This is a genomic window from Acinetobacter sp. YH12142 (genome assembly GCF_013418435.1).
In the GTDB taxonomy this organism is placed as follows: Bacteria; Pseudomonadota; Gammaproteobacteria; order Pseudomonadales; family Moraxellaceae; genus Acinetobacter; species Acinetobacter amyesii.
On record NZ_VPCB01000003.1, the window covers coordinates 108913 to 134205 of the forward strand.

The 25293-nt window shown below is 42.2% G+C and carries 23 protein-coding genes; 16 read left to right on the forward strand and 7 right to left on the reverse strand.

Going from position 1 to position 25293, the window contains the following annotated elements; genetic code table 11:
• Nucleotides 1-236: 236 nt before the first annotated feature.
• The 3 genes from nirD to FTU77_RS03825 form a co-directional block, all read right to left on the reverse strand.
• On the reverse strand, nt 237-1847 hold the full coding sequence (gene nirD, locus FTU77_RS03815; protein ID WP_180054751.1) for a nitrite reductase small subunit NirD: 1611 nt from the start codon (nt 1845-1847) through the stop codon (nt 237-239).
• 113 nt (nt 1848-1960) lie between these two features.
• A complete protein-coding gene (gene nirB / locus FTU77_RS03820) occupies nt 1961-4507 on the reverse strand; it encodes a nitrite reductase large subunit NirB (protein ID WP_218947248.1) in 2547 nt (848 codons plus the stop codon).
• Nucleotides 4508-4573: 66 nt separating this feature from the next.
• Nucleotides 4574-5923: an MFS transporter gene (locus FTU77_RS03825; protein ID WP_180054753.1), complete on the reverse strand. Its 1350-nt coding sequence runs from the start codon at nt 5921-5923 to the stop codon at nt 4574-4576.
• Between the two features lie 446 nt (nt 5924-6369).
• Here FTU77_RS03825 and FTU77_RS03830 point away from each other — a divergent pair, with 446 nt between their 5' ends.
• The gene (locus tag FTU77_RS03830; protein ID WP_078190882.1) at nt 6370-6957 is read left to right on the forward strand and encodes an ANTAR domain-containing response regulator; all 588 of its coding nucleotides are present in this window, start codon (nt 6370-6372) and stop codon (nt 6955-6957) included.
• Nucleotides 6958-6960: 3 nt separating this feature from the next.
• The gene (locus tag FTU77_RS03835) at nt 6961-7956 is read left to right on the forward strand and encodes an ABC transporter substrate-binding protein (RefSeq protein WP_180054755.1); all 996 of its coding nucleotides are present in this window, start codon (nt 6961-6963) and stop codon (nt 7954-7956) included.
• Nucleotides 7957-8032: 76 nt separating this feature from the next.
• Here FTU77_RS03835 and catM read toward each other — a convergent pair whose 3' ends face one another.
• Nucleotides 8033-8956 carry a cis,cis-muconate-binding transcription regulator CatM gene (catM, locus tag FTU77_RS03840; protein ID WP_180023667.1) on the reverse strand — a complete coding sequence of 308 codons (924 nt, stop codon included), beginning with the start codon at nt 8954-8956 and terminating at the stop codon, nt 8033-8035.
• A gap of 103 nt (nt 8957-9059) precedes the next feature.
• Between catM and FTU77_RS03845 the strand changes: the two genes are divergently transcribed.
• From FTU77_RS03845 to FTU77_RS15950, 7 genes are all read left to right on the forward strand, one after another.
• A complete protein-coding gene (locus tag FTU77_RS03845; protein WP_180054757.1) occupies nt 9060-10169 on the forward strand; it encodes a muconate/chloromuconate family cycloisomerase in 1110 nt (369 codons plus the stop codon).
• 20 nt (nt 10170-10189) lie between these two features.
• Complete coding sequence (gene catC, locus FTU77_RS03850; protein WP_180009435.1) at nt 10190-10480, forward strand: muconolactone Delta-isomerase; 291 nt, start codon at nt 10190-10192, stop codon at nt 10478-10480.
• A 153-nt stretch (nt 10481-10633) separates the two neighbouring features.
• Complete coding sequence (locus FTU77_RS03855) at nt 10634-11320, forward strand: 3-oxoacid CoA-transferase subunit A (protein ID WP_078193765.1); 687 nt, start codon at nt 10634-10636, stop codon at nt 11318-11320.
• Between the two features lie 19 nt (nt 11321-11339).
• On the forward strand, nt 11340-11990 hold the full coding sequence (locus FTU77_RS03860) for a 3-oxoacid CoA-transferase subunit B (RefSeq protein ID WP_180026995.1): 651 nt from the start codon (nt 11340-11342) through the stop codon (nt 11988-11990).
• 126 nt (nt 11991-12116) lie between these two features.
• Nucleotides 12117-13322 carry a 3-oxoadipyl-CoA thiolase gene (pcaF, locus tag FTU77_RS03865; RefSeq protein WP_180054759.1) on the forward strand — a complete coding sequence of 402 codons (1206 nt, stop codon included), beginning with the start codon at nt 12117-12119 and terminating at the stop codon, nt 13320-13322.
• A gap of 66 nt (nt 13323-13388) precedes the next feature.
• On the forward strand, nt 13389-14168 hold the full coding sequence (gene pcaD / locus FTU77_RS03870) for a 3-oxoadipate enol-lactonase (protein WP_180054761.1): 780 nt from the start codon (nt 13389-13391) through the stop codon (nt 14166-14168).
• Nucleotides 14169-14444: 276 nt separating this feature from the next.
• Nucleotides 14445-14681: a hypothetical protein gene (locus FTU77_RS15950; RefSeq protein ID WP_257222993.1), complete on the forward strand. Its 237-nt coding sequence runs from the start codon at nt 14445-14447 to the stop codon at nt 14679-14681.
• 125 nt (nt 14682-14806) lie between these two features.
• On the opposite strand, the gene FTU77_RS03880 is transcribed toward FTU77_RS15950, so the two are convergent.
• From FTU77_RS03880 to FTU77_RS03890, 3 genes are all read right to left on the reverse strand, one after another.
• Nucleotides 14807-16045 carry a CaiB/BaiF CoA-transferase family protein gene (locus tag FTU77_RS03880; protein WP_180054763.1) on the reverse strand — a complete coding sequence of 413 codons (1239 nt, stop codon included), beginning with the start codon at nt 16043-16045 and terminating at the stop codon, nt 14807-14809.
• A gap of 51 nt (nt 16046-16096) precedes the next feature.
• Nucleotides 16097-17524 carry an MFS transporter gene (locus FTU77_RS03885; protein WP_180054765.1) on the reverse strand — a complete coding sequence of 476 codons (1428 nt, stop codon included), beginning with the start codon at nt 17522-17524 and terminating at the stop codon, nt 16097-16099.
• A 209-nt stretch (nt 17525-17733) separates the two neighbouring features.
• On the reverse strand, nt 17734-18954 hold the full coding sequence (locus FTU77_RS03890; RefSeq protein WP_180054767.1) for an acyl-CoA dehydrogenase: 1221 nt from the start codon (nt 18952-18954) through the stop codon (nt 17734-17736).
• A 246-nt stretch (nt 18955-19200) separates the two neighbouring features.
• Here FTU77_RS03890 and FTU77_RS03895 point away from each other — a divergent pair, with 246 nt between their 5' ends.
• From FTU77_RS03895 to FTU77_RS03925, 7 genes are all read left to right on the forward strand, one after another.
• The gene (locus FTU77_RS03895; protein WP_180054769.1) at nt 19201-20136 is read left to right on the forward strand and encodes a LysR substrate-binding domain-containing protein; all 936 of its coding nucleotides are present in this window, start codon (nt 19201-19203) and stop codon (nt 20134-20136) included.
• Between the two features lie 104 nt (nt 20137-20240).
• A complete protein-coding gene (locus tag FTU77_RS03900) occupies nt 20241-20942 on the forward strand; it encodes an NAD-dependent deacylase (RefSeq protein ID WP_180054771.1) in 702 nt (233 codons plus the stop codon).
• Nucleotides 20943-21130: 188 nt separating this feature from the next.
• Nucleotides 21131-22075 carry an ABC transporter permease gene (locus FTU77_RS03905; RefSeq protein WP_180054773.1) on the forward strand — a complete coding sequence of 315 codons (945 nt, stop codon included), beginning with the start codon at nt 21131-21133 and terminating at the stop codon, nt 22073-22075.
• Nucleotides 22075-22956, forward strand: a complete 882-nt coding sequence (locus tag FTU77_RS03910) for an ABC transporter ATP-binding protein (RefSeq protein ID WP_180054775.1) — start codon at nt 22075-22077, stop codon at nt 22954-22956. Before FTU77_RS03905 ends, FTU77_RS03910 begins: the two co-directional genes overlap by 1 nt.
• Nucleotides 22957-23037: 81 nt before the next feature.
• A complete protein-coding gene (locus FTU77_RS03915) occupies nt 23038-24054 on the forward strand; it encodes an isopenicillin N synthase family oxygenase (protein WP_180054777.1) in 1017 nt (338 codons plus the stop codon).
• Complete coding sequence (locus FTU77_RS03920) at nt 24051-24932, forward strand: hypothetical protein (RefSeq protein ID WP_180021811.1); 882 nt, start codon at nt 24051-24053, stop codon at nt 24930-24932. The genes FTU77_RS03915 and FTU77_RS03920 overlap by 4 nt, the downstream gene beginning before the upstream one ends.
• Nucleotides 24933-24939: 7 nt before the next feature.
• A complete protein-coding gene (locus FTU77_RS03925; protein ID WP_168377505.1) occupies nt 24940-25269 on the forward strand; it encodes a multidrug efflux SMR transporter in 330 nt (109 codons plus the stop codon).
• Nucleotides 25270-25293: the final 24 nt, after the last annotated feature.

The window sequence follows — 25293 nt, forward strand, 5'->3', positions numbered from 1 at the left end:
ATTGAGTGTTACGACCAATTTCAAAAGATGACTAAATTATTTAAATTTAAGTTAAAACTAACTATCGTGTGGTGGCATGGATGCCATCGTTGGGCGGGGTATAGGATGTACCCTTCGCCCAACAAAGGATTTTTGTCACTTTTGATCCTTCAAAAGTGAGGCAACACCTACGCAAATACAAATTTCTTAAAAATGAAATTGCGCGGTCGTGACTATATTCTTTGATTAATAATGAATCACCCTGCTTTCTTTAATGCAAAATCCTTACCAAACAGCAATTTGTTTCGGATGCTTGAAATTGGAGTTTGATCTGAAATCAATTCTGCATACCATGCACCGTCTTCAGTATCGCCAAACAGCACAGCGCCAATCACTCTATCTTTTTGAATAATAATGCGTTTATAAATCTGACGCTTTTCATCATTCAAAATAATATCTTCAAAATCTTCTAACGGTTCAAAATTGCCTGCAGAAAAAACATCACAGCCGCTGACTTTTAACTGTGTCGGAACCGTAGGCGCTTTAAAGGTTAAGCTGCCATGTTCGGCCAAATGCGATGCACAAATGAATGCCTGTCCCCAAAGCGGTTCAACTAAACCGAAAGTTTGGCTGCGGTGTTCAATACATTCACCCACCGCATAAATACTCGGATCAAACGTTTGCATGGTGTCATTCACCATGACACCGCGGCCGCAGCGCAGTCCTGCACTTTGAGCAAGCTCAATATTCGGACGAATACCCACCGCAAAAACCACAAGATCTGCATCTAAAACAGTACCGTCCTGCAAACGCAGCTGCTTGACATGGCCATCTTCACCCATCAACTCTTGGGTATTGGCTGCAGTCATGATTTTTATACCTTTTTGTTCAATCGCATGATTGAGCATTAAGCTGGCTTTTTCATCCAGCTGGCGGTCCATAATGCGGTCCATCAAATGCAGCACTGTGACATTCATGCCACGCTGTTTCAGGCCGTACGCAGCCTCCAGGCCAAGTAAACCGCCGCCAATCACCACTGCATTTTGCTTAGATTTACAGTAATCCAGCATGCGGTTTACATCATAAATATCACGGAAGCTGAGAACACCTTTTAAGTCAGTTCCCGGTATAGGCGGAATAAATGGCTTAGAACCTGTCGCTAAAATCAGACGGTCATAATCGATGACCAAGCCTTTTTCTGTGTATACCTGCTTGCGCGGACGGTCTATGCGTACCGCCGCATCACCTGCTACAAAACGGATATTTTTGTCTTTATACCAAGCATGTGAATGCAGCATGATATCTTCAATGGTTTTATCACCTGAAAGCACAGGTGAAAGCATAATGCGGTTGTAATTGCCCCAAGGCTCTTCGCCTATGACTGTAATTTCATAACGCTCTGGCGCCATATCCAGCAGATCTTCTAAGCAGCGCATACCCGCTAAGCCATTGCCGACCAAAACTAGTTTCATCAGTTCAGACGATGGCGCGTTATTGGTAATATAGGTTTTTTGAGCAGTTGGACTAATCAGCACACGGCCATTTTCAATTTTGCTTGGAAAAACCAAGAGTTTTTGGTCTTTATCTTCTAAGCAGCGTCCAGTAGCAAGGCTGAAATGCTGTTTATAAATGGGTGATGCAATAACACGTTCACCCTGCAAGTCACCAATAATACCGCGGGACATAACATAGGCTTGGCTAAATGGGTCTTGATTGCTGAGCGCATAAACCCGCTTTTCTTCACCGACACGGAATATCGCAATTTGCTGATTTTCAATCAGTGCGCCCACACCTGTATTTGGCGTAATATCATCTAATGCACAAACATCAAACCAGTCTAAATCATTCATTTCTTTTAAAATTGTCATATTCTTGATCCTTTTTAAACTTCTTTTAGATCACTATCTTTTCATTTTCGCCTTAGCGAGAAACCGAATAAGGATGTAAATCAAATAAAAGAAGTTTTAAATTCGTTATTCTCTTAAGCTTCAACCACTGGAATGCGTGTCGTATCGCGTTCAGCTTCTGTTTTGGGTCTGATTTGACCGCGAACGGATGCAAACTGAATATGCGGATCATTTTGCTGTTCTGCTTTTGCATTCACGAAAGTCACAAAGCGTTTACGTACTTCAGGATCTTCTACAGCAGTACGCCATTCATCTTGATATGTACCCACAACATGGCTCATACGGCGTTCAAGTTCAGCAGCTACGCCAAGCGAATCATTCACAACGACATCTTTCAGGTAATCTAAACCGCCTTCCATGTTGTCGCGCCATACAGAAGTACGCTGCAAACGGTCTGCTGTTTGAATGTAGAACATAAAGAAACGGTCAATGTATTTGATCAATGTTTGCGTATCTAAGTCTGATGCCAAAAGCTCTGCGTGACGCGGCTTCATACCGCCGTTGCCGCATACATAAAGGTTCCAGCCTTTTTCAGTCGCAATCACGCCAACATCTTTACTTTGCGCTTCAGCACATTCACGGGTACAGCCTGATACTGCCATTTTCAATTTATGCGGTGAACGCAGGCCTTTGTAGCGGTTTTCTAGGAAAATCGCCAAACCCACAGAGTCGTCTACGCCATAGCGGCACCAAGTACTGCCGACACATGATTTCACTGTACGCAATGATTTACCGTATGCATGACCAGACTCAAAACCTGCAGCAATCAATTTTTCCCAAATTTCAGGCAACTGATGCACTTGTGCACCAAACATATCGACACGCTGACCACCTGTCAGTTTGGTATATAGACCATATTCTTTCGCAATTTGACCTACGGCAATTAATCCATCCGGAGTAACTTCACCGCCTGCCATACGTGGCACGACTGAATAAGAGCCGTCTTTTTGTATGTTGCCTAGGTAGTAGTCATTACTGTCTTGCAAGCCTGCATGGCTTGGTTTAAGTACAAAGTCATTCCAGCATGACGCTAGGATATTGGCTGCCGTCGGTTTACAGATGTCACAGCCTAAACCATGGCCATGCTGTTGAATCAGGTCATCAAAGGTTTTGATTTCGTTCACACGTACCAAGTGATAGAGCTCTTGGCGTGAATAAGCAAAGTGTTCACATAAATGGTTATTTACAGTGACACCTTGACGCTGAAGCTCAGATTTGAGGACTTGAGTGACTAATGGTGCACAGCCGCCGCAAGCTGTTGCAGCTTTGGTGCATTTTTTCAATGCGCCTAAAGAAGTCGATCCGTCAGCAATGGCTGAACAAATGTCTGCTTTAGAGACGTTGTTACATGAACAAATCGTTGCGCTGTCTGGCAACAGATCGACACCGCTTCCGCCCGATTTACCTGTAGATTGTGCATAGCCAGGCATGATTAGGCTTTCTGGGCTTTCAGGAACGTCTAAGCCATTCAGCATCATTTGCAGCAGGTCATTGTATTCTTTAGCACAGCCCACCAATACTGCACCAAGTAGCTTGGTTTTATCAGCATTCACGACAATTTTTTTATAGACCTGAGCTGCTTCATCTGCATAGAAATAGCTTAAGGCATTGGGTGTCATTGCATGCGCATCGCCTACAGATGCAACATCAACACCCATCAGTTTCAGCTTGGTGCTCATATCTGCACCAGCGAAAAGCGTGCAGTTTTGTTCCATCACATGCTTTGCTGCAATACGCGCCATGTCATAGCCCGGTGCAACTAAGCCATAAATTTTATTCTGCCAAAGCGCACATTCACCAATGGCATAAATGTCAGGGTTTGAAGTTTGGCAATAGTCATTAATCGCAATACCGCCACGTTCACCAATCGCTAGACCGCTTTGGCGCGCTAATTCATCGCGCGGGCGGATACCTGCAGAGAATAAGATGATATCGGTTTCCAGTTCAGAACCATCACCAAACTTCATCACGTGCTTCGCATTTGCACCATCTTCGATGCAAGATGTCGCTTTTTGCGTATGGACTTTAACACCTAGATTTTCAATTTTAGAGCGTAAAACTTTACCGCCTAGATCATCAATCTGAACTGCCATTAAGCGTGGTGCAAATTCAACAACATGGGTTTCTAAGTTTAAATCACGCAGCGCTTTTGCTGCTTCCAGACCCAATAAACCGCCGCCGATCACCACACCTGTTTTAGCATTCAAGCTTGCGGCACGGATGGCATCCAAGTCTTCAATGGTACGGTACACAAAGCAGTTTTCACGCTCATTGCCTGGAATTGGCGGCACAAATGCATATGAACCTGTTGCGAGCACCAGCTTGTCAAAAGAAAGAATATCACCGTGATTGGTCGTGACCGTTTTATTACGCTGATCAATTTCAACCGCTTTGGTGCTCAGGCGTAAATCTATACCGTATGCATCAGCAAAGTCGCTGCGGCACAGGGTTAAATCTTTAGCCGATTTACCGCTGAAATATTCAGTTAAATGCACACGGTCATAGGCTAAACGCGGCTCTTCAGCCAAAATGGTTAATTCAACATCATCACCTGCGTGTTCCAGTACAGATTCGATAAATTTATGGCCAACCATGCCATGTCCAATCATGATGATTTTCATATTCTTTCTCCGCAAGATTTTTTTATTTGCCCCTAAATCGCGATGTTTAGAGGCAACTTTTCAGTATTAGTTTTGAGCTTCAGCTAAATTTCGTTCATTTACAGCTTGTTCAAATAGGCGCTGTTCTTTTTCTTTATGCTCTACAGAGAAGCGGATCATCAGTACACAGCTTGCAGCGATAACCACTAGACCGCCCAACACCATAAGCGTGGTTTGAATATCCAGCATGCCTTTAAGCAAGAAGCCTGCAGCCACTGCACCTACGTTACCGCCTGCACCGATAATGCCTGCCACGCCGCCTAAAGCATCACGGTCAATGAATGGCACCAAGGCATAGGTTGCGCCGCACGCCATGTGAGTGAAGAGTGCGAATACTGTCATTGCAAGAATGGCGAAGATTGGCGTGCTCATTTGCGAGAACAGAATTAAAAACAGCCCTTCGAGCAGAATCATGGCGAATAACACTTTGGTACGGCCATCCAAGCCTTTTTTAGTCGCTACTTTGTCCGAAACAATGCCGCCAAGCGCACGAGCAAACAATGCAAGCAAACCAAAGATACCTGCTGCCATACCCGCCTCTTTTAATCCAAAGCTGAAATGGTCGACGTAGTACATTGCTACAATGTTGTGAATAAAGATTTCAATACCGAAACAAGCTGCGTAAGCGCCAAATAGAATCCATACACGGTAATTGCGTGCTGCATGCATTAGAATTGCCAAGCCGCCTTTTTTGTCACTGCCAACACTGATGCCTTGTTCGCGAAGTTCTTTAAAGTTGCCTTGCGGACAGTCTTGTGTGAACTTCCAGTAAAGCGCACCAACAATCAGCATCATCACACCGGGTACAATCAGCGCAATACGCCAGCCCATTGCTTGCTCTACACCAAACATAACGAGTGCGCCAAGCAGTAAAGGCATAAGGGCTTGAGTTGCACCGCCGCCTGCATTGCCCCAGCCTGCTGTTGCAGCATTGGCTGTACCCACAACATTAGGCGCAAACATAATGCTTGTATGGTATTGAGTGATGACGAAGCTTGCGCCAATCGCGCCGATCAGCAAGCGGAAGAAAAGAAAGGATTCATAGCTGCTCGCAGATGCAACCCCAAAGACTGGAATACTGCCGATGATTAATAAAGCTGTATAGGTTTTACGCGGGCCATATTTATCACATAAAGGACCAACGATCAGACGGACTAAAATCGTGATCGCAACAGCGGCAATATTAATATTGGCAATTTGATCTTTCGTGAGGTGAAATTCGCCAGCAATCACTGGCATCAACGGTGCACAGGCAAACCATGCAAAGAAGCAAACAAAGAATGCGAGCCAACTCATGTGGAAGGCCCGCATTGCTGCTGAAGAAAAATTAAATAGACTTATTTTTGTGGCTTTTTTGGCATTTAAATTTGAAGACATAACCTTCTCCTGACTGAACTGAACGCATGAATTACTCGGTTATGTCGCTAACACATAACAGAGTCGATCAGAACGGACGTCGTTGGCCGTCTAACAAATTTTTAGAGTCTTCTTTGACTCAATAAGTATTAAGCACGATACGTGCCAAGTTTTTATTTCAATCGTAAATTTCATCTCTATATTTAAGCATTGAGCGCCGATCTATCCGAAAATAAGCGAATTAAGGTAAATAGATAGTCAATATGCCTATAGAGATGCGGCTGAATGTTCAAACGTGGTTCAGCCCTGCACAAGATCAGTGCACGGAAATGGTTCAATTTTAAAATGTGCATATAACCAAGCTAAAATTTAGAAGCAGATTTATATTTTGTATTGTCTTAAAATTTGGCATTTAAATTGCTTAGAAAACTCAATACGTATTTGTTTGGCTCTGTCTGAGTGTTTGCATGCCAAAACTAAAAATAGCCCTAATTGATGATGATCAAGAACGCGCTGAATTTATTCAAGCCTCATTAATTCAACATGACTTTGATGTGGTCGCTAGTTTCATGATTGATCATTTAAATATGTCATATCTGCAAAATATTCAGGCAGATGTGATTTTATTGGATATGGATCATCCACATCGCGATGTCATTGAAAGCTGTGTCAGCCAATTTGACTTACCGACTGTTCTGTTCACTAAAAATTCGAGTCTTGAAATCATCCGAAGCGCGATTGATGCGGGTGTCACGGCATATATTGTCGATGGTATTGACCCTGCACGTTTGAATAGCATTTTAGAAATTTCGATTGAACAATATAAAAAGCATAAAAAACTGCTGAATGATTTGGCTGAAACCAAGTGCAAATTGGCCGATCGAAAAGATATTGAAAAAGCCAAAGTGCTTTTAATACAAATGCATGGTTTAACCGAAGATCAAGCATTTAATTTGCTGAGAAAAAATGCCATGAGTCACCGTATGACGATGGGTGAAATGGCGCGCCGACTGCTTGATGCGCAAGCGCTGTTACAGTCTCAATTTAAGGAATAAACCATGCAAAAGCTTGAAAAAACTGATATTCAATTGGGCTATATTCCTTTACTTGACTGTGTTGCTTTGCTCTGGGCAGAACATCAAGGCTATTTTGCGGAACAAGGCTTGAATGTGACACTGACTCAAGAACCATCTTGGGCAAGTTTACGCGATCGTCTAGCTTTTGGTTTTTTAGATGCAGCACACTGTTTATCGGCCATGCTGCCTGCATCTGTGACGGGCAAAGATCATCTCGGCATCCCTTTGCAAACATCAATGACGCTCAGTACTAATTGTGCTTATATTAGTTTAAGTCAAAAGCTGTGCTATAAATTAAATATCCATGCTTTGGATCTTCCAAAAAATTCAGTAGAGAAAATCGTATCTGCGATAAAACAGAATCAAACGATTCAGTTGGCGCATGTTTTTCAGCATTCGATTCATCATTATATTTTAAGAGAATGGCTGGCACTTGCAGACACAGAAATTGCTCAAACTCAGACCTTTTCAACTCTACCACCGCCTTATATGGTGGAAGCAATATCAACGCAACGAATTGATGGATTTTGTGTCGGAGAGCCGTGGAATACGCAAGCTGAAATACAAGGCTATAGTCGTATTATCGTCAATAGCCAAGATATTATTGAGCCTATACCAGATAAGGTTTTGGCTTTTACCCATGATTGGGCAGAAAAACATCCCAATACCTTAAAGGCAATCCATCTTGCCATCCAAAAAGCCCAAAACGATCTACTTCAACAAACGCATTTTTCTGAAATATTTTCTTTGTTAAAGCAATATCACATCATCCGGTTTGATTGTTCTGAGCAGATTCACGTCGAGGCTTTTCATCGGATCAAAAGCATCATTCAAAATTTTGGCAAGAGCCAAGCGCCACAAACTTCAGACTTTGAATGGATGATTCAAAAAATGCAGCAATACGATCAATTAAATATTGAAGATGAAAAGGTTTTTGAAATAGCTCAGTCTTGTATTTATCAGGATGCTTTGGGCTGAAGTGATTGATATTTCATAAGACCCTATCATTTGAATAGTGGATCTTGTGTTACATCGACCATGAAACCTTGATTAGTTATGCATCTGCATCGATGGCGCGTAAATCGATATTTTCTTCAACAAAGACTTCACGAATACAATCCAGTATCTTTGGAATGTAATTGCTATGATCCATATTGCGCACCGACAAAGAGATTGGACTATAGGCTTCCAAATCTAAGATTGGGATGTACATCAAATTTTTCATGCCAATATCACTGGCACTTTCAGGAATCAGGGAAATGCCCTCTCCTGACGCCACCAAGCCCAAAGCCATATGAATTTCACGCACTTCGGTTAAATGTTTAGGTACAAGTCCTAATTCGGTAAATATCGATTGAATGAGAGTGGAAAAATTCGGTTTCGGTGTTGTTGGATAGGCAAAAATTGGTTCATCTAAAATTTGAGAAAGATAAATGCCTTTGTCTTTAAATTCAGCCAAATGATGGTTTTTATGAATAGCTAAACGTAGCGCTTCTTTTCTTAATAAAACACGTTTAATGGACGGATCGGTTAATCGAAGTCGTCCAAAACCAATATCAATTCGACCGGTTTTTAAGGCTTCAATCTGGTCGCGTGTGCCACATTCTATTAGTTCAACATGAATATCTGGGTTGCGTTGTCGAAATAGATAAATAATTTGCGGCAATAATGCGTATAAAAGCGAACTGACATAACCAATGCGGACAGTTTTATCAACGGCATTAATTCGCTGTGCCATGGTTGTGGCCTGGGCGGTATGCGTCAATATCTGCACAGCATGCTCATAAAAGAACATACCAGCTTCTGTGGTTTTCACGGGTCTAGAACCACGCTCAAACAAGGTAATGCCCAGTTCTTCTTCAAGCTTTTGAATTTGGCGGCTCAAAGGCGGCTGAGCAATACATAATTTTTCTGCTGCCTTGGTAATACTTTGCTCTTCAACCACGGTGACAAAGTAACGTAAGTGCCTTAATTCCATTTATATACCTTTTAAGTATCTAAAAATACCAAAATCGCTCTAGTTAAAGATATTACATTAAATTAGGGTATATAAATAGTTGGATAGATAAGAAATACGCAAGATGTATAAGTCGATTGAAACCCTGCTCGTGGAAATCCCAACAGTCCGTCCGCACAAGATGGCTGTTGCAACCATGCAAACGCAAACCCTTGTTTTGATTAAAATCATCACCGAAGATGGTTATATCGGTTGGGGTGAAGCGACGACGATTGGTGGTCTAGGCTATGGTGAAGAAAGCCCTGAAAGCATTCGTACCAATATTGAAACTTATTTTAGTCCTTTACTGAAAACCCTCACTGGTTTGAATGTAGCTCAAACCATGCAAGCCATTAAACGTAATATTAACGGCAATCGCTTTGCTAAATGTGCCATTCAAACGGCTCTACTCGATATTTTGGCGCAGCGTTTAAATCTGCCTTTGAGTGAATTATTGGGCGGTCGTTTACGTGACAGCTTGCCTGTTCTTTGGGTACTTGCGTCTGGCAATACAGAAAAAGACATTGCCGAAGCACAAAAAATGATTGCGGCAAAACGACACAATATTTTCAAACTTAAAATCGGTTCACGCCCCGTTGAAGCCGACGTTGAACATGTTTTAGCCATTAAAAAAGCGTTAGGTGCGGACATTTCTATCCGTGTGGATGTTAACCGTGCTTGGTCTGAATTAGATGCCATTAAAGGCATTCAGTTGTTACAAGATGGTGGTGTTGACCTGATTGAGCAGCCTTGCGCAATCGATAACATTGACGCGATGCGCCGTTTAACTCGTCGTTTTGATATTGGGATTATGGCAGATGAATCACTGATGGGGCCTCAAACGGCATATCAACTTGCGCGGCACAATTCTGCCTCTGTTTTTGCAGTCAAAGTTGCACAGTCTGGCGGTTTAATCGAAGGCTGTGAGGTTTCTAAAATCGCCAAACTTGCGGGTATCGATTTATATGGTGGAACCATGCTTGAAGGCCCTGTGGGCACTATTGCATCGGCACATGCATTTTCTACATTTGACAATTTAGCTTATGGCACAGAGCTTTTTGGTCCATTGCTGCTAACTGAAGAAATTTTAAAAACCCCACTTCAATATCAAGATTTCGAACTCAAGATTCCGACCACAGCGGGTTTAGGGATTGAAATTGATGAAAACAAAATTGATGACTTACGTCGCAAATAACATTTAGCTAGGAGTGAGAAATGCTTTTCCAAGTACGCATGGATGTCAATATTCCATTAGATATGCCAGTCGAAAAAGCCAATGAAATTAAAGCTGTAGAAAAGGCTTATTCACAAGATCTACAACGTCAAGGCAAATGGCGTCATATCTGGCGCATTACTGGTCAATATTCAAATATCAGTATTTTTGATGTTGAAAGCAATGAAGAGCTACACAACATTTTACAAGGATTGCCCCTTTACCCGTATATGAATATTGAAGTCATGGCTTTAAATCGTCATCCCTCTTCTATTCGTAGTGATGACAGCTGATGTGATTGGATTCCAATTGTGTAACACATGATTGAAATCCATTTATCTGCTTTTTAAGTTAGTAAACATTTGAAATAAAAGATTATCTGCCTTGTATAGCTGAAGTGGTTAGTCAGGTAAATAGTTTTATCGTTCTTGATGAAGGATCGTAGCATGATTGATAAAAGTACCGCTTCCTTAACAGAAGCACTGTCTCAAATTAAGGATGGATCAACCATTATGATCGGCGGCTTCGGTACGGCTGGTCAGCCTGCTGAACTGATTGATGGACTGATAGAACTTGGGATCAAAGACCTAATCATCGTCAATAACAATGCAGGTAATGGTGACTATGGACTGGCTAAATTACTCAAAGCTGGTGCTGTCCGTAAAATGATCTGTTCTTTCCCTCGCCAATCGGACTCTTGGGTGTTCGATGAATTATACCGTGCAGGAAAAATAGAACTTGAGCTTGTACCACAAGGTAATTTAGCTTGCCGTATCCAGGCGGCAGGCATGGGTTTGGGTCCAATTTATACACCAACAGGTTTTGGTACGTTGTTGGCAGAAGGCAAACCTACACTCAATTATGAAGGCAAAGATTTCGTCCTCGAAAATCCAATTAAAGCTGATTTTGCTTTAATCAAAGCACATCAGGGCGACCGCTGGGGCAACTTGGTTTACAACAAATCAGCGCGTAACTTTGGCCCCATTATGGCTATGGCAGCAGATGTGACAATTGCTCAGGTTTCTGAAGTTGTTGAACTTGGTGCATTAGACCCAGAGCACATTATTACCCCTGGCATTTTTGTACAACATGTTGTGGCTGTTCAACCTGCACAGCTTGAGCAATCTGCATAAATCACGTGAGGAAAGAACCATGAGCTATACCAAATTAACCCGTGATCAAATTGCAGAACGTGTTGCACAAGATATTCCAGATGGTGCTTATGTCAATTTAGGCATTGGCTTGCCCACTAAAATTTCAAATTATTTACCAACAGATAAAGATGTTTTTCTACATTCAGAAAATGGACTTTTGGCTTTTGGTCCTCCTCCAGCTAAAGGCGAAGAAGACCCTGAGTTAATTAATGCAGGAAAAGAGTTTGTCACTATGCAAACGGGCGGCTGCTTTTTTCACCATGGTGACTCTTTTGCCATGATGCGTGGCGGGCATTTAGATATTGCAGTATTAGGCGCTTTTCAGGTTGCCCGAAATGGTGACTTAGCAAATTGGCATACTGGTGCGCCAGATGCAATTCCTGCTGTAGGTGGTGCAATGGATTTGGCTGTTGGGGCGAAAAAAGTCTTTATTACTACAGACCATGTGACCAAAAAAGGTGAACCGAAAATTGTTGCTGAATTGTCATACCCTGCGACAGGCCTGCAATGTGTCGATCGTATTTACACAGATTTGTGCGTCATTGATGTAACAGTTGAAGGCATGAAAGTGATTGAAAAAGTTGAGGGTCTGAGCTTTGACGAATTACAGTCAATGACCGGTGCAAAGCTGATAGATACGACAGCATAAAGCAAAAAGTCCCTCCTTGATTAAAGGAGGGATTTAGGGAGGATTAATATTCAAAAATTAACTTCCTGTAAATCCCTCCCAACCTCCCTTTAAAAAGGGAGGAGCTGAGTTTTTAGGATTTATAAAATGAAAAATGCCTATATTATTGATGCAATCCGCACCCCTTTCGGTCGCTATGCGGGCGGTTTGGCAGCAGTGCGTACCGACGACCTCGGTGCCTTACCTATCAAGGCACTGATGCAGCGAAATCCAAGTATTGCTTGGGAGTCAGTTGATGACGTGATTTATGGCTGCGCGAACCAAGCCGGTGAAGATAACCGTAATGTTGCACGAATGTCGTCGCTACTTGCAGGTGTCCCTTTTCAAGTTCCTGCTACAACTGTAAACCGACTTTGTGGTTCATCACTTGATGCAATTGCGATGGCAGCCCGTGCAATTAAAGCAAATGAAGCAGACTTAATTATTGCCGGCGGTGTTGAGAGTATGTCCCGTGCGCCCTTTGTTATGGGTAAATCGGAAAGCGCTTATGGACGTAGTCAAAAGATTGAAGACACCACCATGGGCTGGCGTTTTATCAATCCAATACTCAAACAAATGTATGGCGTGGAAACCATGCCTCAAACCGCTGAAAATGTGGCAGAACAATTCAATATTAACCGTGCTGATCAAGATGCTTTTGCCTTAGAAAGTCAGCGCCGTACAGCTGCTGCACAAGCCAATGGTTTTTTTGAGAAAGAAATCATCTCTGTAATCATTCCACAGCGTAAAGGCGACCCACTGATAGTCGATACAGATGAGCATCCACGCGCATCGACGACAGCAGAAGGTTTGGCAAAACTCAAACCTGTGGTGAAAGCAGATGGTACGGTAACTGCGGGCAATGCTTCAGGAATCAATGATGGTGCAGCTGCACTACTGATCGCTTCAGATGATGCTGTTAACAAATTTAAGTTAAAGCCACGGGCCAAAATTATTGCGGCAACGGTGGTGGGTGTTGAACCCAAAATCATGGGCTTTGGTCCTGCGCCTGCCATCAAAAAGCTATTAGCTCAAACAGGTCTAAGCCTTGAACAAATGGATGTAATCGAGCTGAATGAAGCTTTTGCGGCTCAAGCCTTAGCGGTAACCCGTGAACTAGGTTTAGAAGATGGCGCTAAACATGTCAATCCAAACGGTGGCGCTATTGCTTTGGGGCATCCTTTAGGTGCATCTGGAGCTCGTTTAGTGACGACTGCGTTAAATCAACTTGAGGCAATTTCAGGTCAATATGCCCTCTGTTCGATGTGCATTGGTGTCGGTCAAGGCATCGCTTTGATTATTGAACGTGTTTAATCCTCAATAAAAGTCCTCCTTCTTATAGGGGGATTTAGGGGATTTATAAAATTAAGGATTCAAAACATGCCTACATTTATATCCAATGATGCAACGATTAATTACGCAACTTTTGGTGACCACACACAACCTGCGATTGTCTTTTCTAACTCTTTAGGCACAAAGTTCAGCATGTGGCAGCCTCAGATAGAGGCGCTGCAGCAGGATTATTTTGTCATTTGTTATGATACACGTGGCCATGGTGCATCTTCTTCCCCCCAAGGGCCATATAGCCTTGATCAATTGGGTACAGATGTCATCCATTTATTGGATCATTTAAGTATTCAACAAGCCGCATTTTGTGGAATATCGATGGGTGGTTTAACAGGCCAATGGCTTGCAATACATCATCCTAAACGCTTTAACCATGTCATTATATGCAATACCGCTGCAAAAATTGGGCAAGAATCAGCTTGGAATGAACGTGCGCAGTTAGTCCGTCAACAAGGTTTGAAACCAATTGCAGTAACGGCAGCATCACGATGGTTTACAGAACCCTTTATCCAAAGTAACACGGCAACTGTACAATCTTTGAGTAACGACCTCGGAGCTGGCAGCCCAGAAGGTTATGCAAGTTGTTGTGAAGCTTTGGCTAAAGCGGATTTACGCAATGAAATCTCGTCTATTCACGTACCTGTATTAATTATTGCAGGTCAACAAGACCTTGTAACTACAGTTGCAGATGGTCAATTTATGCAAGAACACATTGCAAATAGCCAATTATTTGAAATTAATGCATCGCATATTTCAAACATTGAACAGCCAGATGCATTTAATCAGGCTTTGCAGAATTTTATACAGCAATAATATGCAGCTGAACAAATTCAATGTAATGTTATTAAAATAGAGCCTTGCCATTGTGCAGGGCTTTATTTCGTTTGAAGGCTTTGATTTAATGTCCGTTCTTAAAATAAATGGACAATTAGAAGAATGGTTCATCTATATAAAAAACGGATCAATATTACTTTTTAGTTTAATCATTGGCTTTAGTTCTACGATTTCTTATGCAGATGTTAAAACTCAGCGTATTAAGGATATAAAGACTTATACTCTCGTCAATGGAGATGGTATCGAAATCTTTCTGTGCAATTAGTAGACTTGAAAAATAGGCATATAAATGCTTATTGCGTGCAGCATTGCGGAAATTGGTTTGTGTATAATCCAGAATTTGAAAGTTATAGCTTAAAGAAAAAATATCAAGGCGCAAAAGTATGGACATCTCTTTCATACAAAAAAATAAAGACCGTATTGCAGGCCCAAGCTTTGATGAATAATTATACTTTATCTAGAAAATTAACATTAAAAGCACTCCGTAAATGAATATTGATATTGAAAAAGACCGAAGTATTGGAGTCCTTCGGTCTAAACTTTTAACTCCACTCATTCCACATAGGCGTTTAAGCCCATATATTGAAGAATAGTTTGAAGAATAATCCCATGAAATTTTAAGCTGCAGGATGATTGAGTTGATCAATGATGCCTTGTGCAGCCAATTCATTTAATTCAGCTTCAGTTCTATATTGGGACAAAATTTCTGTCGTGTGCTGCCCTAACTGTGGAGGTGCATGACGGTATTCCACAGGCGTATCAGATAATTTCATCGGTGAACCAATCACTTTAAAATCATGATTTAAAGCATGTGGAATATTCACTACCATGTTACGGTGTTGAATTTGTGGTTCATTTAATGCGTCGTCTACAGAGTTGATTACACCGACTGGCACTTTTACCGCATGAATCGCATCGACCCAAACTTGAGCATCTTGAGTCAGAAAAAAGGCACTCAATAATGGAATCAATTCATCACGGTGTTTTACCCGATCTTGATTACGTAAATAGTTCGGCTGATCTAACAGTTCTGTATAGCCAATCGCAATACACAAGTCTTTAAATTGCTTGTCGTTACCACAGGCAATAATAAACTCCTTATCTTTGGCTTTAAAAGTTTGATACGGCACAATATTCGGGTGATTATTTCCCATACGCTTGGGTGCTTTACCCGAGGTCAAATAGTTCATGCCTTGATTGGCCAGAGCCGCCACCTGTACGTCTAGTAAGGACATATCAATATATTGACCACGGCCTGTATGCTGCCGCGCCAACAATGCCGCCTGAATGGCAATCGTTGAGTACAGTCCGGTCTGAATATCGACCACAGCGACCCCCACCTTTTGTGCGCCTCCACCGATTACATCATCAGATTCACCAGTAATACTCATCAAACCTGACATACCTTGAATAATAAAGTCATAGCCCGGTTCTTCCGCGCGTGGCCCATCCTGACCAAAACCTGTAATTGAGCAATATACGATATTTGGATTAAGCGCACTGAGCGATGCATAGTCCAAACCATATTTGGCCAGTGAACCTGCTTTGTAGTTTTCAATCACGACATCTGCCGTTTGGGCAATTTCACGGACTAGCACTTGTCCTTCTTCACTAGCAATATCAATGGCTACAGAATATTTATTACGGTTCGCACATTGGTAATAGCCTGATTCTTTCGTCGCTTGACCTTGCTGATTTGGCATCCAAGGTGGTCCCCACATTCGTGTATCATCCCCGACTTTAGGACGCTCAATTTTGATTACCTCTGCTCCTAAATCAGCCAATATTTGACCGCACCAAGGACCTGCCAAAACACGGCTTAAGTCCAATACACGAATTCCTTTTAATGCACCCATAGTTCACTCCAGATGTGCCATAGGATTGAGCTATGGCACAGATCTTTTTAATTATTTAACTGTTGCAGTTTTTGCAGACGCTTTTTGCTCTGCTTCAGCGACATGTGTATCTAAACTTGCAAGTTTTTCTTTTTCCGCATCTGAAGAAAGTGATGCTTGCTGCGGGTCATATTGACGTTCACGAATGAACAAGCCTGGAATAACACCTGCAATAAAGTAAGCAGCACCCATCACAATAAAGGCCATGGTGAACGATCCGCCAGCAGCAATCATGCCAATGGTTGCTGGTGCAATGGCTGCGCCTAAACGTCCCATATTGTAAGCACCGCCAATAGCCGTACCGCGTACATCCGTCGAGAAGCTTTCTGCCATATAAGTTGCATTTACACCGTATGGAATACCGTATAGGAAACCGAAAGTTACGAGTAAATAGGCAATGTTGGTTGGTGTGTTATAGAAAATGATGATCGGTAAAAATGCTGCCGTGGCTACCGTACCAAACACAAAGGTTATACGACGTCCGAACTTGTCAGCGGCATAGCCGGCTAAAATTTTGCCCAGAATCATGGCGGTATATGCACCTACCATATAGCCTGTCATGGCTTTAAAGTTCATGCTGAGTTCGGTTTCTAGATACGTTGGCATCCAGTTGTTAACACCGTAATAACCGAATTGTAGAAATGCAGCGGTCGACATCCAAAAGAAGAACATTTTGCGATGATTAGTGTGTCCAAAAATACGTTTATAAATACTTTCAGAAGGTGCATTTTGATTGACTGCAGCTTGCTGCTGTACAGGTTCAAGTTTTAATTCACGGCGTTTTAGCTGCTCAATTTTTGCTTCCTGCCAAGATTTTGGTTCAGGAACAAAACGCATAAAGATCAGGGCAAAAGCAGCAGGAATAATGGTGACATAAAATAGCATCCGCCAGCCGTGATCTGGAATAATGGCACCCGCCAGCAGCGTTGCAACGATATAACCCACGGTTTGACCGGTTTGCAAAGTCCCAAGTACCGTTGTTCGATATTTGGTTGGCACATATTCTGCCATGAGCGTATTACACGCCATGTAAAGAGAACCCAGTCCAAAAGCGCCAATAAAACGTAAAATTAAAAATTGTTCATAGCTTTGGGTAAAGCCTAAGATACAGGTCATGATCGAGAAAAATACGACCGACCAAGCAATGGTTTTCACACGGCCGAATTTATCGCACGCCCATCCACCCGAAATACCACCCAGCGCCATCCCTGCTAAAGAAGAACTACCGAGCATTCCAGCTTGAAATGTACTTAAACCAAATTCAGCCTTTAAACTGGTCAGGCTGAATGACAGCAACATGATGTCTACACCATCAATCACCAAGGAAATAAAGGCAAAAATAAAGGCCATTTTCCAAGTGTTGCTGGTAATCCGATGCATCGTGCCCACGTTAGAAGGCAATTTGAGCGTTCCTGCTCCGTTTTGCATTTCGTTATTCATTTCCTTGTTCCTCATTTTCCCAAATGAGTCATCGGCATTCCTATGTCTGCACATTTGCCTTTTTTATTCTTTTTATTTCATCACTGCTCAGGCTATTGCACAGAGTTACAAGAGTGTTTCACGATGAATCCTTTATTGATTAAGTTTATTTTTGCATAAAAAGTCTCTAAGGCACTCTATGCAGAGCACCTTATCGATATATAATTCAATTAGTTACCAAAAGCCGCGATGCCTGTTTGCGCACGACCTAGAATCAGTGCATGTACATCATGTGTGCCTTCATAAGTGTTGACGACTTCGAGGTTAACCAAATGGCGGGCAACACCAAACTCATCAGAAATACCATTTCCGCCCATCATGTCACGCGCTACACGGGCAATATCTAAAGCCTTGCCACAGTTGTTACGTTTAATGAGTGATGTGCCTTCTACTGCAGCTAAACCTTCATCTTTCATACGTCCAAAGCGAAGCGCAGCTTGTAGCCCCAAGGCAATCTCAGTTTGCATATCCGCCAATTTCTTTTGAATTAACTGATTCGCTGCCAATGGTCGGCCAAACTGTTTACGGTCCATGGTGTATTGGTGCGCTGTATGCCAGCAGAACTCAGCTGCGCCCATTGCGCCCCAAGCGATACCATAACGTGCACTGTTTAGACAGGTAAATGGGCCTTTTAAACCACGTACTTCTGGAAAAGCGTTCTCTTCAGGAACAAAGACATTGTCCATGACAATTTCACCGGTAATTGATGCACGTAAGCCAACTTTACCGTGAATCGCAGGCGCTGATAGACCGTCCCAGCCTTTTTCTAAAATAAATCCGCGAATGTCTCCTACATGACCTTCAGGCGATACTTCTTTCGCCCAAACCACAAACACATCGGCAATTGGGCTGTTGGTAATCCACATTTTTGCGCCAGTTAGACGGTAACCACCATCCACTTTTTTTGCACGAGTAATCATGCTACCCGGGTCAGAGCCATGATCAGGCTCAGTCAGGCCGAAACAGCCAATGTACTCGCCTGTTGCCAACTTTGGCAGGTATTTCTGTTTTTGCTCTTCAGAGCCAAATTCATTAATTGGCACCATCACCAAAGAACTTTGCACGCTGGCCATAGAGCGGTAGCCAGAATCTACATATTCAATTTCACGTGCAACTAATCCATAGCTAACATAGTTTAGACCTGCGCCGCCGTATTGCTCTGGAATCGTTGGGCCAAGTAAGCCAAGCTCACCCATTTCTCGGAAAATTGATGCATCAGTTTTTTCATGTCGAAATTGTTCGAGTACACGTGGCTGTAAACGCTCTTGGCAGTAAGCATGTGCAGTATCACGGACCATGCGTTCTTCTTCAGTTAATTGCTGTTCCAAAAGAAACGGGTCTTGCCAGTTAAATTGTACTTTTGCTTTTTTTACATTGACCATTTGATTCATCGCATCCTCTGCTTTTTCAAGTTTTCGTTGTTTTATTCGATGCTATGTGTGAAAAGTGATTCATTCAAACGATTAATTTGCATGTAGATATGCGCCTTTCGCATACCTAAGCTTGGCTCACAGCGTGTTAAGCACTTTAGCCACTGATTTGAACTGCGGATTGCTTTATTTATAGACTATAGTGGTATATGAAAATCATTCTTATATGCCATTTTGTGATACCTATCGATAAAAAGGACTTTATCTATGCGGCGCAATATTCCGTCATTGCAAAGCTTAATCTGCTTTGAATCTGCTGCGAAACACGCAAGTTATACGCATGCTTCTCAAGAGTTATTTATTACGCAAAGTGCCGTGTCGCGCCAAATTCAACAGCTTGAAGAATATTTAGGGGTCATGCTATTTAGCCGAACACGTCACGGTGTAGACCTCACAGAAGCTGGCAAGCAATATGCAAAAAGTATTAAACCATTTTTGCAAGGCATCGAAAAAAGCACTTCAGATATCATGACGCACAAAGGATTGGGCGGTACTTTAAAGCTTGGTGTTGTGCCAACCTTTGCCACACGTTGGCTGTTGCCAAAATTACATAAATTAAATGCGCAACATCCTGAAATTACCGTGCATTTGGAAACTAGTACCAAACCTTTTTTGTTTAATGAAAATGTCTTTGACGCGGCGATTTTTGCAGGAACGCAACAGCAAATTGAGCATTGGCCGGGTATTCAAGCGCATTATTTAATGGATGAAGAAGTGGTTCCCGTTTGTTCCCCCAAATTGATTGAAAACAACTTTCCCGATGCGGAAATGACCGATGATCACAGTTTTAATTTAAGCGATGAAGAGTTACTTCAATTGCCCTTATTACAGCAAACCACCCGTCCAAGTATTTGGCAAGAATGGTTTCAAGCCCATCAGCTTCAGCATTCCAAACCATTTGATGGTCAGCGACATGAACTATTTTCTATGCTTTCTGTGGCAGCCAGTCATGGCATGGGTATGGCTCTCATTCCACAAATGCTGATTGAAGCAGAACTGAGAAAAAAAGAATTGGTGATTGCATCAAATAAAAAATTGCACGGTAGCCGAAAATATTATTTAGTCCACTCGAGCCAAGACAGTTCACCACAAATACAAAAATTTGTCGATTGGGTGCTACAAGAATTGCATCAACTAAGTTGAAGTAATCGCTATATTTTGAGTACAGTAAATTCGCTGAATTATTCGTTCAATACATGCAACCGTACGCATTGGACTCATCAATTAAAATATAAGGCTAAATATCTATGCAAAAAATTGTGGTGTTTTCAGGTGCCGGCATGAGCGCAGAAAGCGGCATCAATACCTTCCGTGACAGTGATGGTCTTTGGGAGCAGCATCGTATTGAAGATGTGGCCACACCTGAAGCTTGGGCACGCGATCCAGCTTTAGTACAGCGTTTTTATAATGAACGCCGTAAACATATTTTAGCCGCAGATCCTAATGCAGCGCATAAATTGATTGCTGAACTCGATGATTTTTTTGATGTACAAGTCATCACACAAAATATTGATGATCTACATGAACGTGCAGGCAGTCACAATGTACTGCATCTGCATGGCAATATTCGTTACGCAAAAAGCTCTGGCCCTCAGGCGCAATATACGCAGGAATTGTTTCCCATTGAAGGTGCAGATTTAAACTTAGACACCGACAAATGCCCTGAAGGATATCCTTTACGGCCACATGTAGTCTGGTTTGGCGAAGCAGTTCCTGCCTATGAAGATGCCAGTTTAAGTGTACAAACGGCAGATATTTTTATTGTGATTGGCACGAGTCTGGCCGTCTATCCTGTGGCTGGATTGATTCACAAAATCCCTGCCAATTGCCGTGCATTTTATATCGACCCGAAAGCAGATTATCAGCGTGTACCTGAGCAGTATCAATTGATTAAAGCAGGCGCGAGTGAAGGAATGAAAAAACTGTTTTTGCAATTGGTTGCGCCATAAAAGCACATTTTGGCATCAGTATCGATCAAAAAAACTAATATTGCCTGCTTCTTTTGCAGGCTTTTTGCTGTTTATAGCCTATCTAACTTGGCTTAAGTCCAATAAATCACGCCATACATGTGTTTGGCATTCAAATTGCTTAATAGTATTACGTTTTATTAAAAAAGTAATATTGGGGCTTGGTCAGTATGGGTTATGTCGCAAGAGAGCTCAGTCCAAAAAGCAAGCTATTGCTTGGCTTAGGATCATTTTTAATCCCTGTGCTCATTTGGTGTGCAGTGAGTTATTTGCCATTTTTATGGCATCCGCAGGTGCAAATTACTCAGTCTGGCAGTGTGCCTTATTTTCAGGTCGATAGCCGTGTAGACAAAGCGGTGTTTTATGCTGAAGCGCAATCTGCGGTCAATGCAGGCGCAGAACCGCCGCAAGGTAAACTGGTCAATCCAATCTATCTACCTGCACCGCATGAAGTGGCAAAAGCATTAGTTACGGCTTTTATAACTCCACCAGCTCAGCCTGATGCCCCATGGTTTCATCAAAGCTTATGGCACAGTATTAAAATTGTGTTCAGCGCATTTTTTATTGCCTCTCTCATCGGTATTCCGCTGGGTATTCTTTGCGGTTTTTCTCAAAAAATATCACAACTGACCGAACCCTTTGTTGAGTTTTTCCGCTACTTGCCCGCTCCTGCTTTTGGTGCATTAGCCGTTGCGATTTTAGGTATTAATGATGCACCTAAAATCGCCATTATCGTGATTGGTACGCTGTTTCAGCAAATTCTGATTATTGCCAATACCACACGGATGGTTGACCGTGGCCTGATCGAAGCAGGTTTTACGCTGGGCACCAATAAATTGAAAAGCTTATTTCATGTGGTGATTCCAGCAGCGCTTCCTGATATTTACCGCGACTTGCGTGTATTACTCGGCTGGGCTTGGACCTATCTGATCGTATCTGAACTGATCGGCACAACCTCTGGGATTACCTGGTTTATCACCCAACAAGCGCGTTACCAAAACTTTGACAATGTCTATGCCGCGATCCTCATCATTGGGGTGATTGGTTTGGTGTGCGATGTGGTGCTAATGAAACTCGGTCAACGTCTATTTAAATGGAAAGCAGGAGCAAAATAATGAACAGCACAGAGTTTAATGCCACCACTTATTTCGATGCAATTTATGCACGCCCTGTCATTTTAGAAGCAAAAAAACTTACACAAAGTTTCAAGCACGGCAAAACTAAACGCACTATTTTAAATCAGTTGGATTTAAAGATTCATAAACGTGAATTTATCTGCGTGATTGGCCCATCGGGTTGCGGTAAATCGACCTTTAGCCGAATTGTGGCTGGGCTTGATCCTTACAGTAGCGGCGAATTGCTGGTCGATGGACAAGCCATTGAAGGCCCAAGCCCTGAGCGTGGCATGGTGTTTCAAGGCTACACGCTTTTTCCATGGAAAACGGTCAAAGAAAATGTAATGTTTGGCCCTTTAATGAAAGGTGCCAGCAATGCTTCGGCTGAATCCAGCGCCCGCGAATGGATTGATATTATTGGTCTAGAAAAATACCAAGATCAGTACCCGCATCAGCTGTCTGGCGGAATGAAACAGCGCATTGCTATTGCCCGCGCATTGGTCAATGAACCCAAAATATTATTGATGGATGAGCCGTTTGGCGCGCTTGACCCGCATACCCGTCAAAAAATGCAAAAACATTTAATGGATCTTTGGCAAAACATTGATATCACCATCATTTTTGTGACCCACGACATGGATGAAGCCATTTTATTGGCGGATCGTATTGTGGCGCTCAAAGCCAATCCTGGTGAAATTAAAGAAATTATTGAGGTCGATTTACCCCGTCCTCGTAATCCTGAACTCATGCTGAGTCCTGAATTTAAACAACTGCGCGAACGGGTGGATTTCTTGGTACATGCGCAGGAAGACGAGCTCGACCCAGCGATGGAAAACCTACCGAAAATTCCGCGTATGACTCAAGTCAGTACGCAAAAATAACTGGATTAATCCCTCTTCATCTTTAGGACGGCCTAAATGATGTACTACAGCGTTGGACGGCCAACTTTATAGGAATTGAAGATGAATGAATCTTATGTTTTGCCACTTGTAGATATTTCAAAAATGCAAAGCACGGTACTGTCAGAACGCTTAGAGGTGGCAACCGCGTTGGATCAAGCCTGTAAAGATGTTGGTTTTCTATATTTAAAAGGTGATCAGTTCAATTTTGATTTTGCGACATCATTGATTCAGGTGGCAAAGCGCTATTTCCAACAAGATACCGCCAGTAAAATGCAACACTATATTGGGCTGTCGAAAAATCATAGTGGCTATGTGCCAATTGGTGAAGAACAATTTGCAGGCAACAGCTATGACTTAAAAGAAGCCTATGACGTCAATTATGATTACCACGGCGAAACTAAGGCATTTCCTTTAATTGGCCCTACTTTATGGCCAGATGATGCCACATTTAAAAGTACAGTCAGTGATTATTACCACCATTTACGCAGTATTAGTGAGCAGATTTTTCAGGCCTTTGCTTTAGCTTTGAATGTAGATGAGCATTTTTTTGAGCGCAAAATTACCCATCCGACCAGCCAACTGCGTCTAATTCATTATCCGTATAACCCTGAAGTGAAAGATGCCGAAGGTATTGGCGCGCATACAGATTATGAGTGCTTTACACTGCTCTTACCGACTGCACCAGGTTTGCAGGTACTAAATAAACAAGGTGAATGGATGGATATTCCATTGATTGAAAATACCTTGGTGATGAATATTGGCGACATGATGGAAATTTTGTCGAATGGCAAATATTTGGCCACCAAACACCGTGTTAAAAAAGTCTCTGAAGAACGCTACTCTTTCCCCTTATTCTGCGCCTGCAATTACGACACGATCATTGAGCCAGTACATTCAACTGAAGCGCCTAAATATCAGCCCTTAATTGGTGGTGAACATTTATTTAATCAAACCGCGCAAACCTTTAGTTATCTCAAAAAACGTATCGCTTCAGGAGAGCTAAGTCTTAGAAATGCTGTGCCATTGTCATCATTTGGTATGGATGAAAATACAGAAGCACAAGGAGCAAGCGCATGAATCTATTTCAGGCTTTAGCACAACTTCCAGCCAGCCAAGAGGTTTCAGGTCCTATTCCAGACTATTTATATGGTGCTTTTCGCCGTAAAAGCATTAGTTTTTCAAATGGTTTGACGGATGAAAAGACCATTGTGTATTGGTTTCAGTCACGTAGTTTCACCATCGATCTACGTTTAAAAAGCCAAGAAAATACGCCAGTGAATGAGCGTCAAGGCTGGATTGGTAACACCCTATGGGATGCTAAACAACAATTATTGTCTTGGGACGTTAAAGCACACTCAAATTATCAAAATCATGTGCAATGGCCAGAACCTGCAAAACTACATGCGATTGGCAACTGTATTTTAGAATTCTCTCCAAGCAATGCGTATGTCGAAGACTGGCGTCAACAAGTGCATGAAGGGTTATTTTTAGGCCTGCGCTTGAAGTCAGCTTTAGATGTAGAAAGCCATCAGCCATTGCAGATGGATGGCGGTTTAATTATTTGTGATAAGCATGTGGCCTTTGCACTGAGTCGTTTACCTACAGATCAGCAAACTGTTGCCAGCATCGATATATCATCTGCACCTACTATGTATGAAACGGTGATTGAAAGCTTTGAAGTATCCATCGCTGTAGATGGTCTGCATAAGCACTATACAACGACTTCATCTCAGCAAGATCAACCACTTAACTTTGATCATTTCAAAGTTATTGATGAAACACATTTAATGCAAAACGTCATTATTAATGGTCAAGCAATACAGCTGATGTTCGAGGTGGATATTTATGTTCCACATTATGCATTTCAGCGTCGCACTGATACCACGACAGAAAGTACAGATTGGTTGCAAAATGAAAAACAGCACCTCTTGTACCATGCCGTAGAATGTCTATAGGAAATCAATGTCGTTTATATATTTGCTCATCGCAATCATTGCTGAAGTGATTGCCACGTCCGCCTTAAAAGCCAGCAATGGCTTTACTGAACTAGTACCGATTATTTTTACCGTATTGGGCTATGCCATTGCACTCTTCTTTTTAGGTTTGACCTTTAAATCGATTCCAATGGGATTGGCCTACGCCATGTGGTCTGCTGCAGGCATTGTACTGATTTCTTGTGTGGGCTGGATTGTGTTTAAACAAAATTTAGACCTGCCTGCCATGATTGGTTTGGCCTTTATTTTATTGGGTATTGTGATTATTAATGTTTTTTCTAAAAGCACAGAGCTTTGAAATGTCAGTTTTAAAATGAAGTTT

Excerpts from the sequence above, each read along its gene's own strand:
- nirD (WP_180054751.1), bottom strand. The coding sequence starts at position 1,847 with ATGACAATTTTAAAAGAAATGAATGATTTAGACTGGTTTGATGTTTGT.
- nirB (WP_218947248.1), bottom strand. The coding sequence starts at position 4,507 with ATGAAAATCATCATGATTGGACATGGCATGGTTGGCCATAAATTTATC.
- FTU77_RS03825 (WP_180054753.1), bottom strand. The coding sequence starts at position 5,923 with ATGTCTTCAAATTTAAATGCCAAAAAAGCCACAAAAATAAGTCTATTT.
- FTU77_RS03830 (WP_078190882.1), top strand. The coding sequence starts at position 6,370 with ATGCCAAAACTAAAAATAGCCCTAATTGATGATGATCAAGAACGCGCT.
- FTU77_RS03835 (WP_180054755.1), top strand. The coding sequence starts at position 6,961 with ATGCAAAAGCTTGAAAAAACTGATATTCAATTGGGCTATATTCCTTTA.
- catM (WP_180023667.1), bottom strand. The coding sequence starts at position 8,956 with ATGGAATTAAGGCACTTACGTTACTTTGTCACCGTGGTTGAAGAGCAA.
- FTU77_RS03845 (WP_180054757.1), top strand. The coding sequence starts at position 9,060 with ATGTATAAGTCGATTGAAACCCTGCTCGTGGAAATCCCAACAGTCCGT.
- catC (WP_180009435.1), top strand. The coding sequence starts at position 10,190 with ATGCTTTTCCAAGTACGCATGGATGTCAATATTCCATTAGATATGCCA.
- FTU77_RS03855 (WP_078193765.1), top strand. The coding sequence starts at position 10,634 with ATGATTGATAAAAGTACCGCTTCCTTAACAGAAGCACTGTCTCAAATT.
- FTU77_RS03860 (WP_180026995.1), top strand. The coding sequence starts at position 11,340 with ATGAGCTATACCAAATTAACCCGTGATCAAATTGCAGAACGTGTTGCA.
- pcaF (WP_180054759.1), top strand. The coding sequence starts at position 12,117 with ATGAAAAATGCCTATATTATTGATGCAATCCGCACCCCTTTCGGTCGC.
- pcaD (WP_180054761.1), top strand. The coding sequence starts at position 13,389 with ATGCCTACATTTATATCCAATGATGCAACGATTAATTACGCAACTTTT.
- FTU77_RS03880 (WP_180054763.1), bottom strand. The coding sequence starts at position 16,045 with ATGGGTGCATTAAAAGGAATTCGTGTATTGGACTTAAGCCGTGTTTTG.
- FTU77_RS03885 (WP_180054765.1), bottom strand. The coding sequence starts at position 17,524 with ATGAATAACGAAATGCAAAACGGAGCAGGAACGCTCAAATTGCCTTCT.
- FTU77_RS03890 (WP_180054767.1), bottom strand. The coding sequence starts at position 18,954 with ATGAATCAAATGGTCAATGTAAAAAAAGCAAAAGTACAATTTAACTGG.
- FTU77_RS03895 (WP_180054769.1), top strand. The coding sequence starts at position 19,201 with ATGCGGCGCAATATTCCGTCATTGCAAAGCTTAATCTGCTTTGAATCT.
- FTU77_RS03900 (WP_180054771.1), top strand. The coding sequence starts at position 20,241 with ATGCAAAAAATTGTGGTGTTTTCAGGTGCCGGCATGAGCGCAGAAAGC.
- FTU77_RS03905 (WP_180054773.1), top strand. The coding sequence starts at position 21,131 with ATGGGTTATGTCGCAAGAGAGCTCAGTCCAAAAAGCAAGCTATTGCTT.
- FTU77_RS03910 (WP_180054775.1), top strand. The coding sequence starts at position 22,075 with ATGAACAGCACAGAGTTTAATGCCACCACTTATTTCGATGCAATTTAT.
- FTU77_RS03915 (WP_180054777.1), top strand. The coding sequence starts at position 23,038 with ATGAATGAATCTTATGTTTTGCCACTTGTAGATATTTCAAAAATGCAA.
- FTU77_RS03920 (WP_180021811.1), top strand. The coding sequence starts at position 24,051 with ATGAATCTATTTCAGGCTTTAGCACAACTTCCAGCCAGCCAAGAGGTT.
- FTU77_RS03925 (WP_168377505.1), top strand. The coding sequence starts at position 24,940 with ATGTCGTTTATATATTTGCTCATCGCAATCATTGCTGAAGTGATTGCC.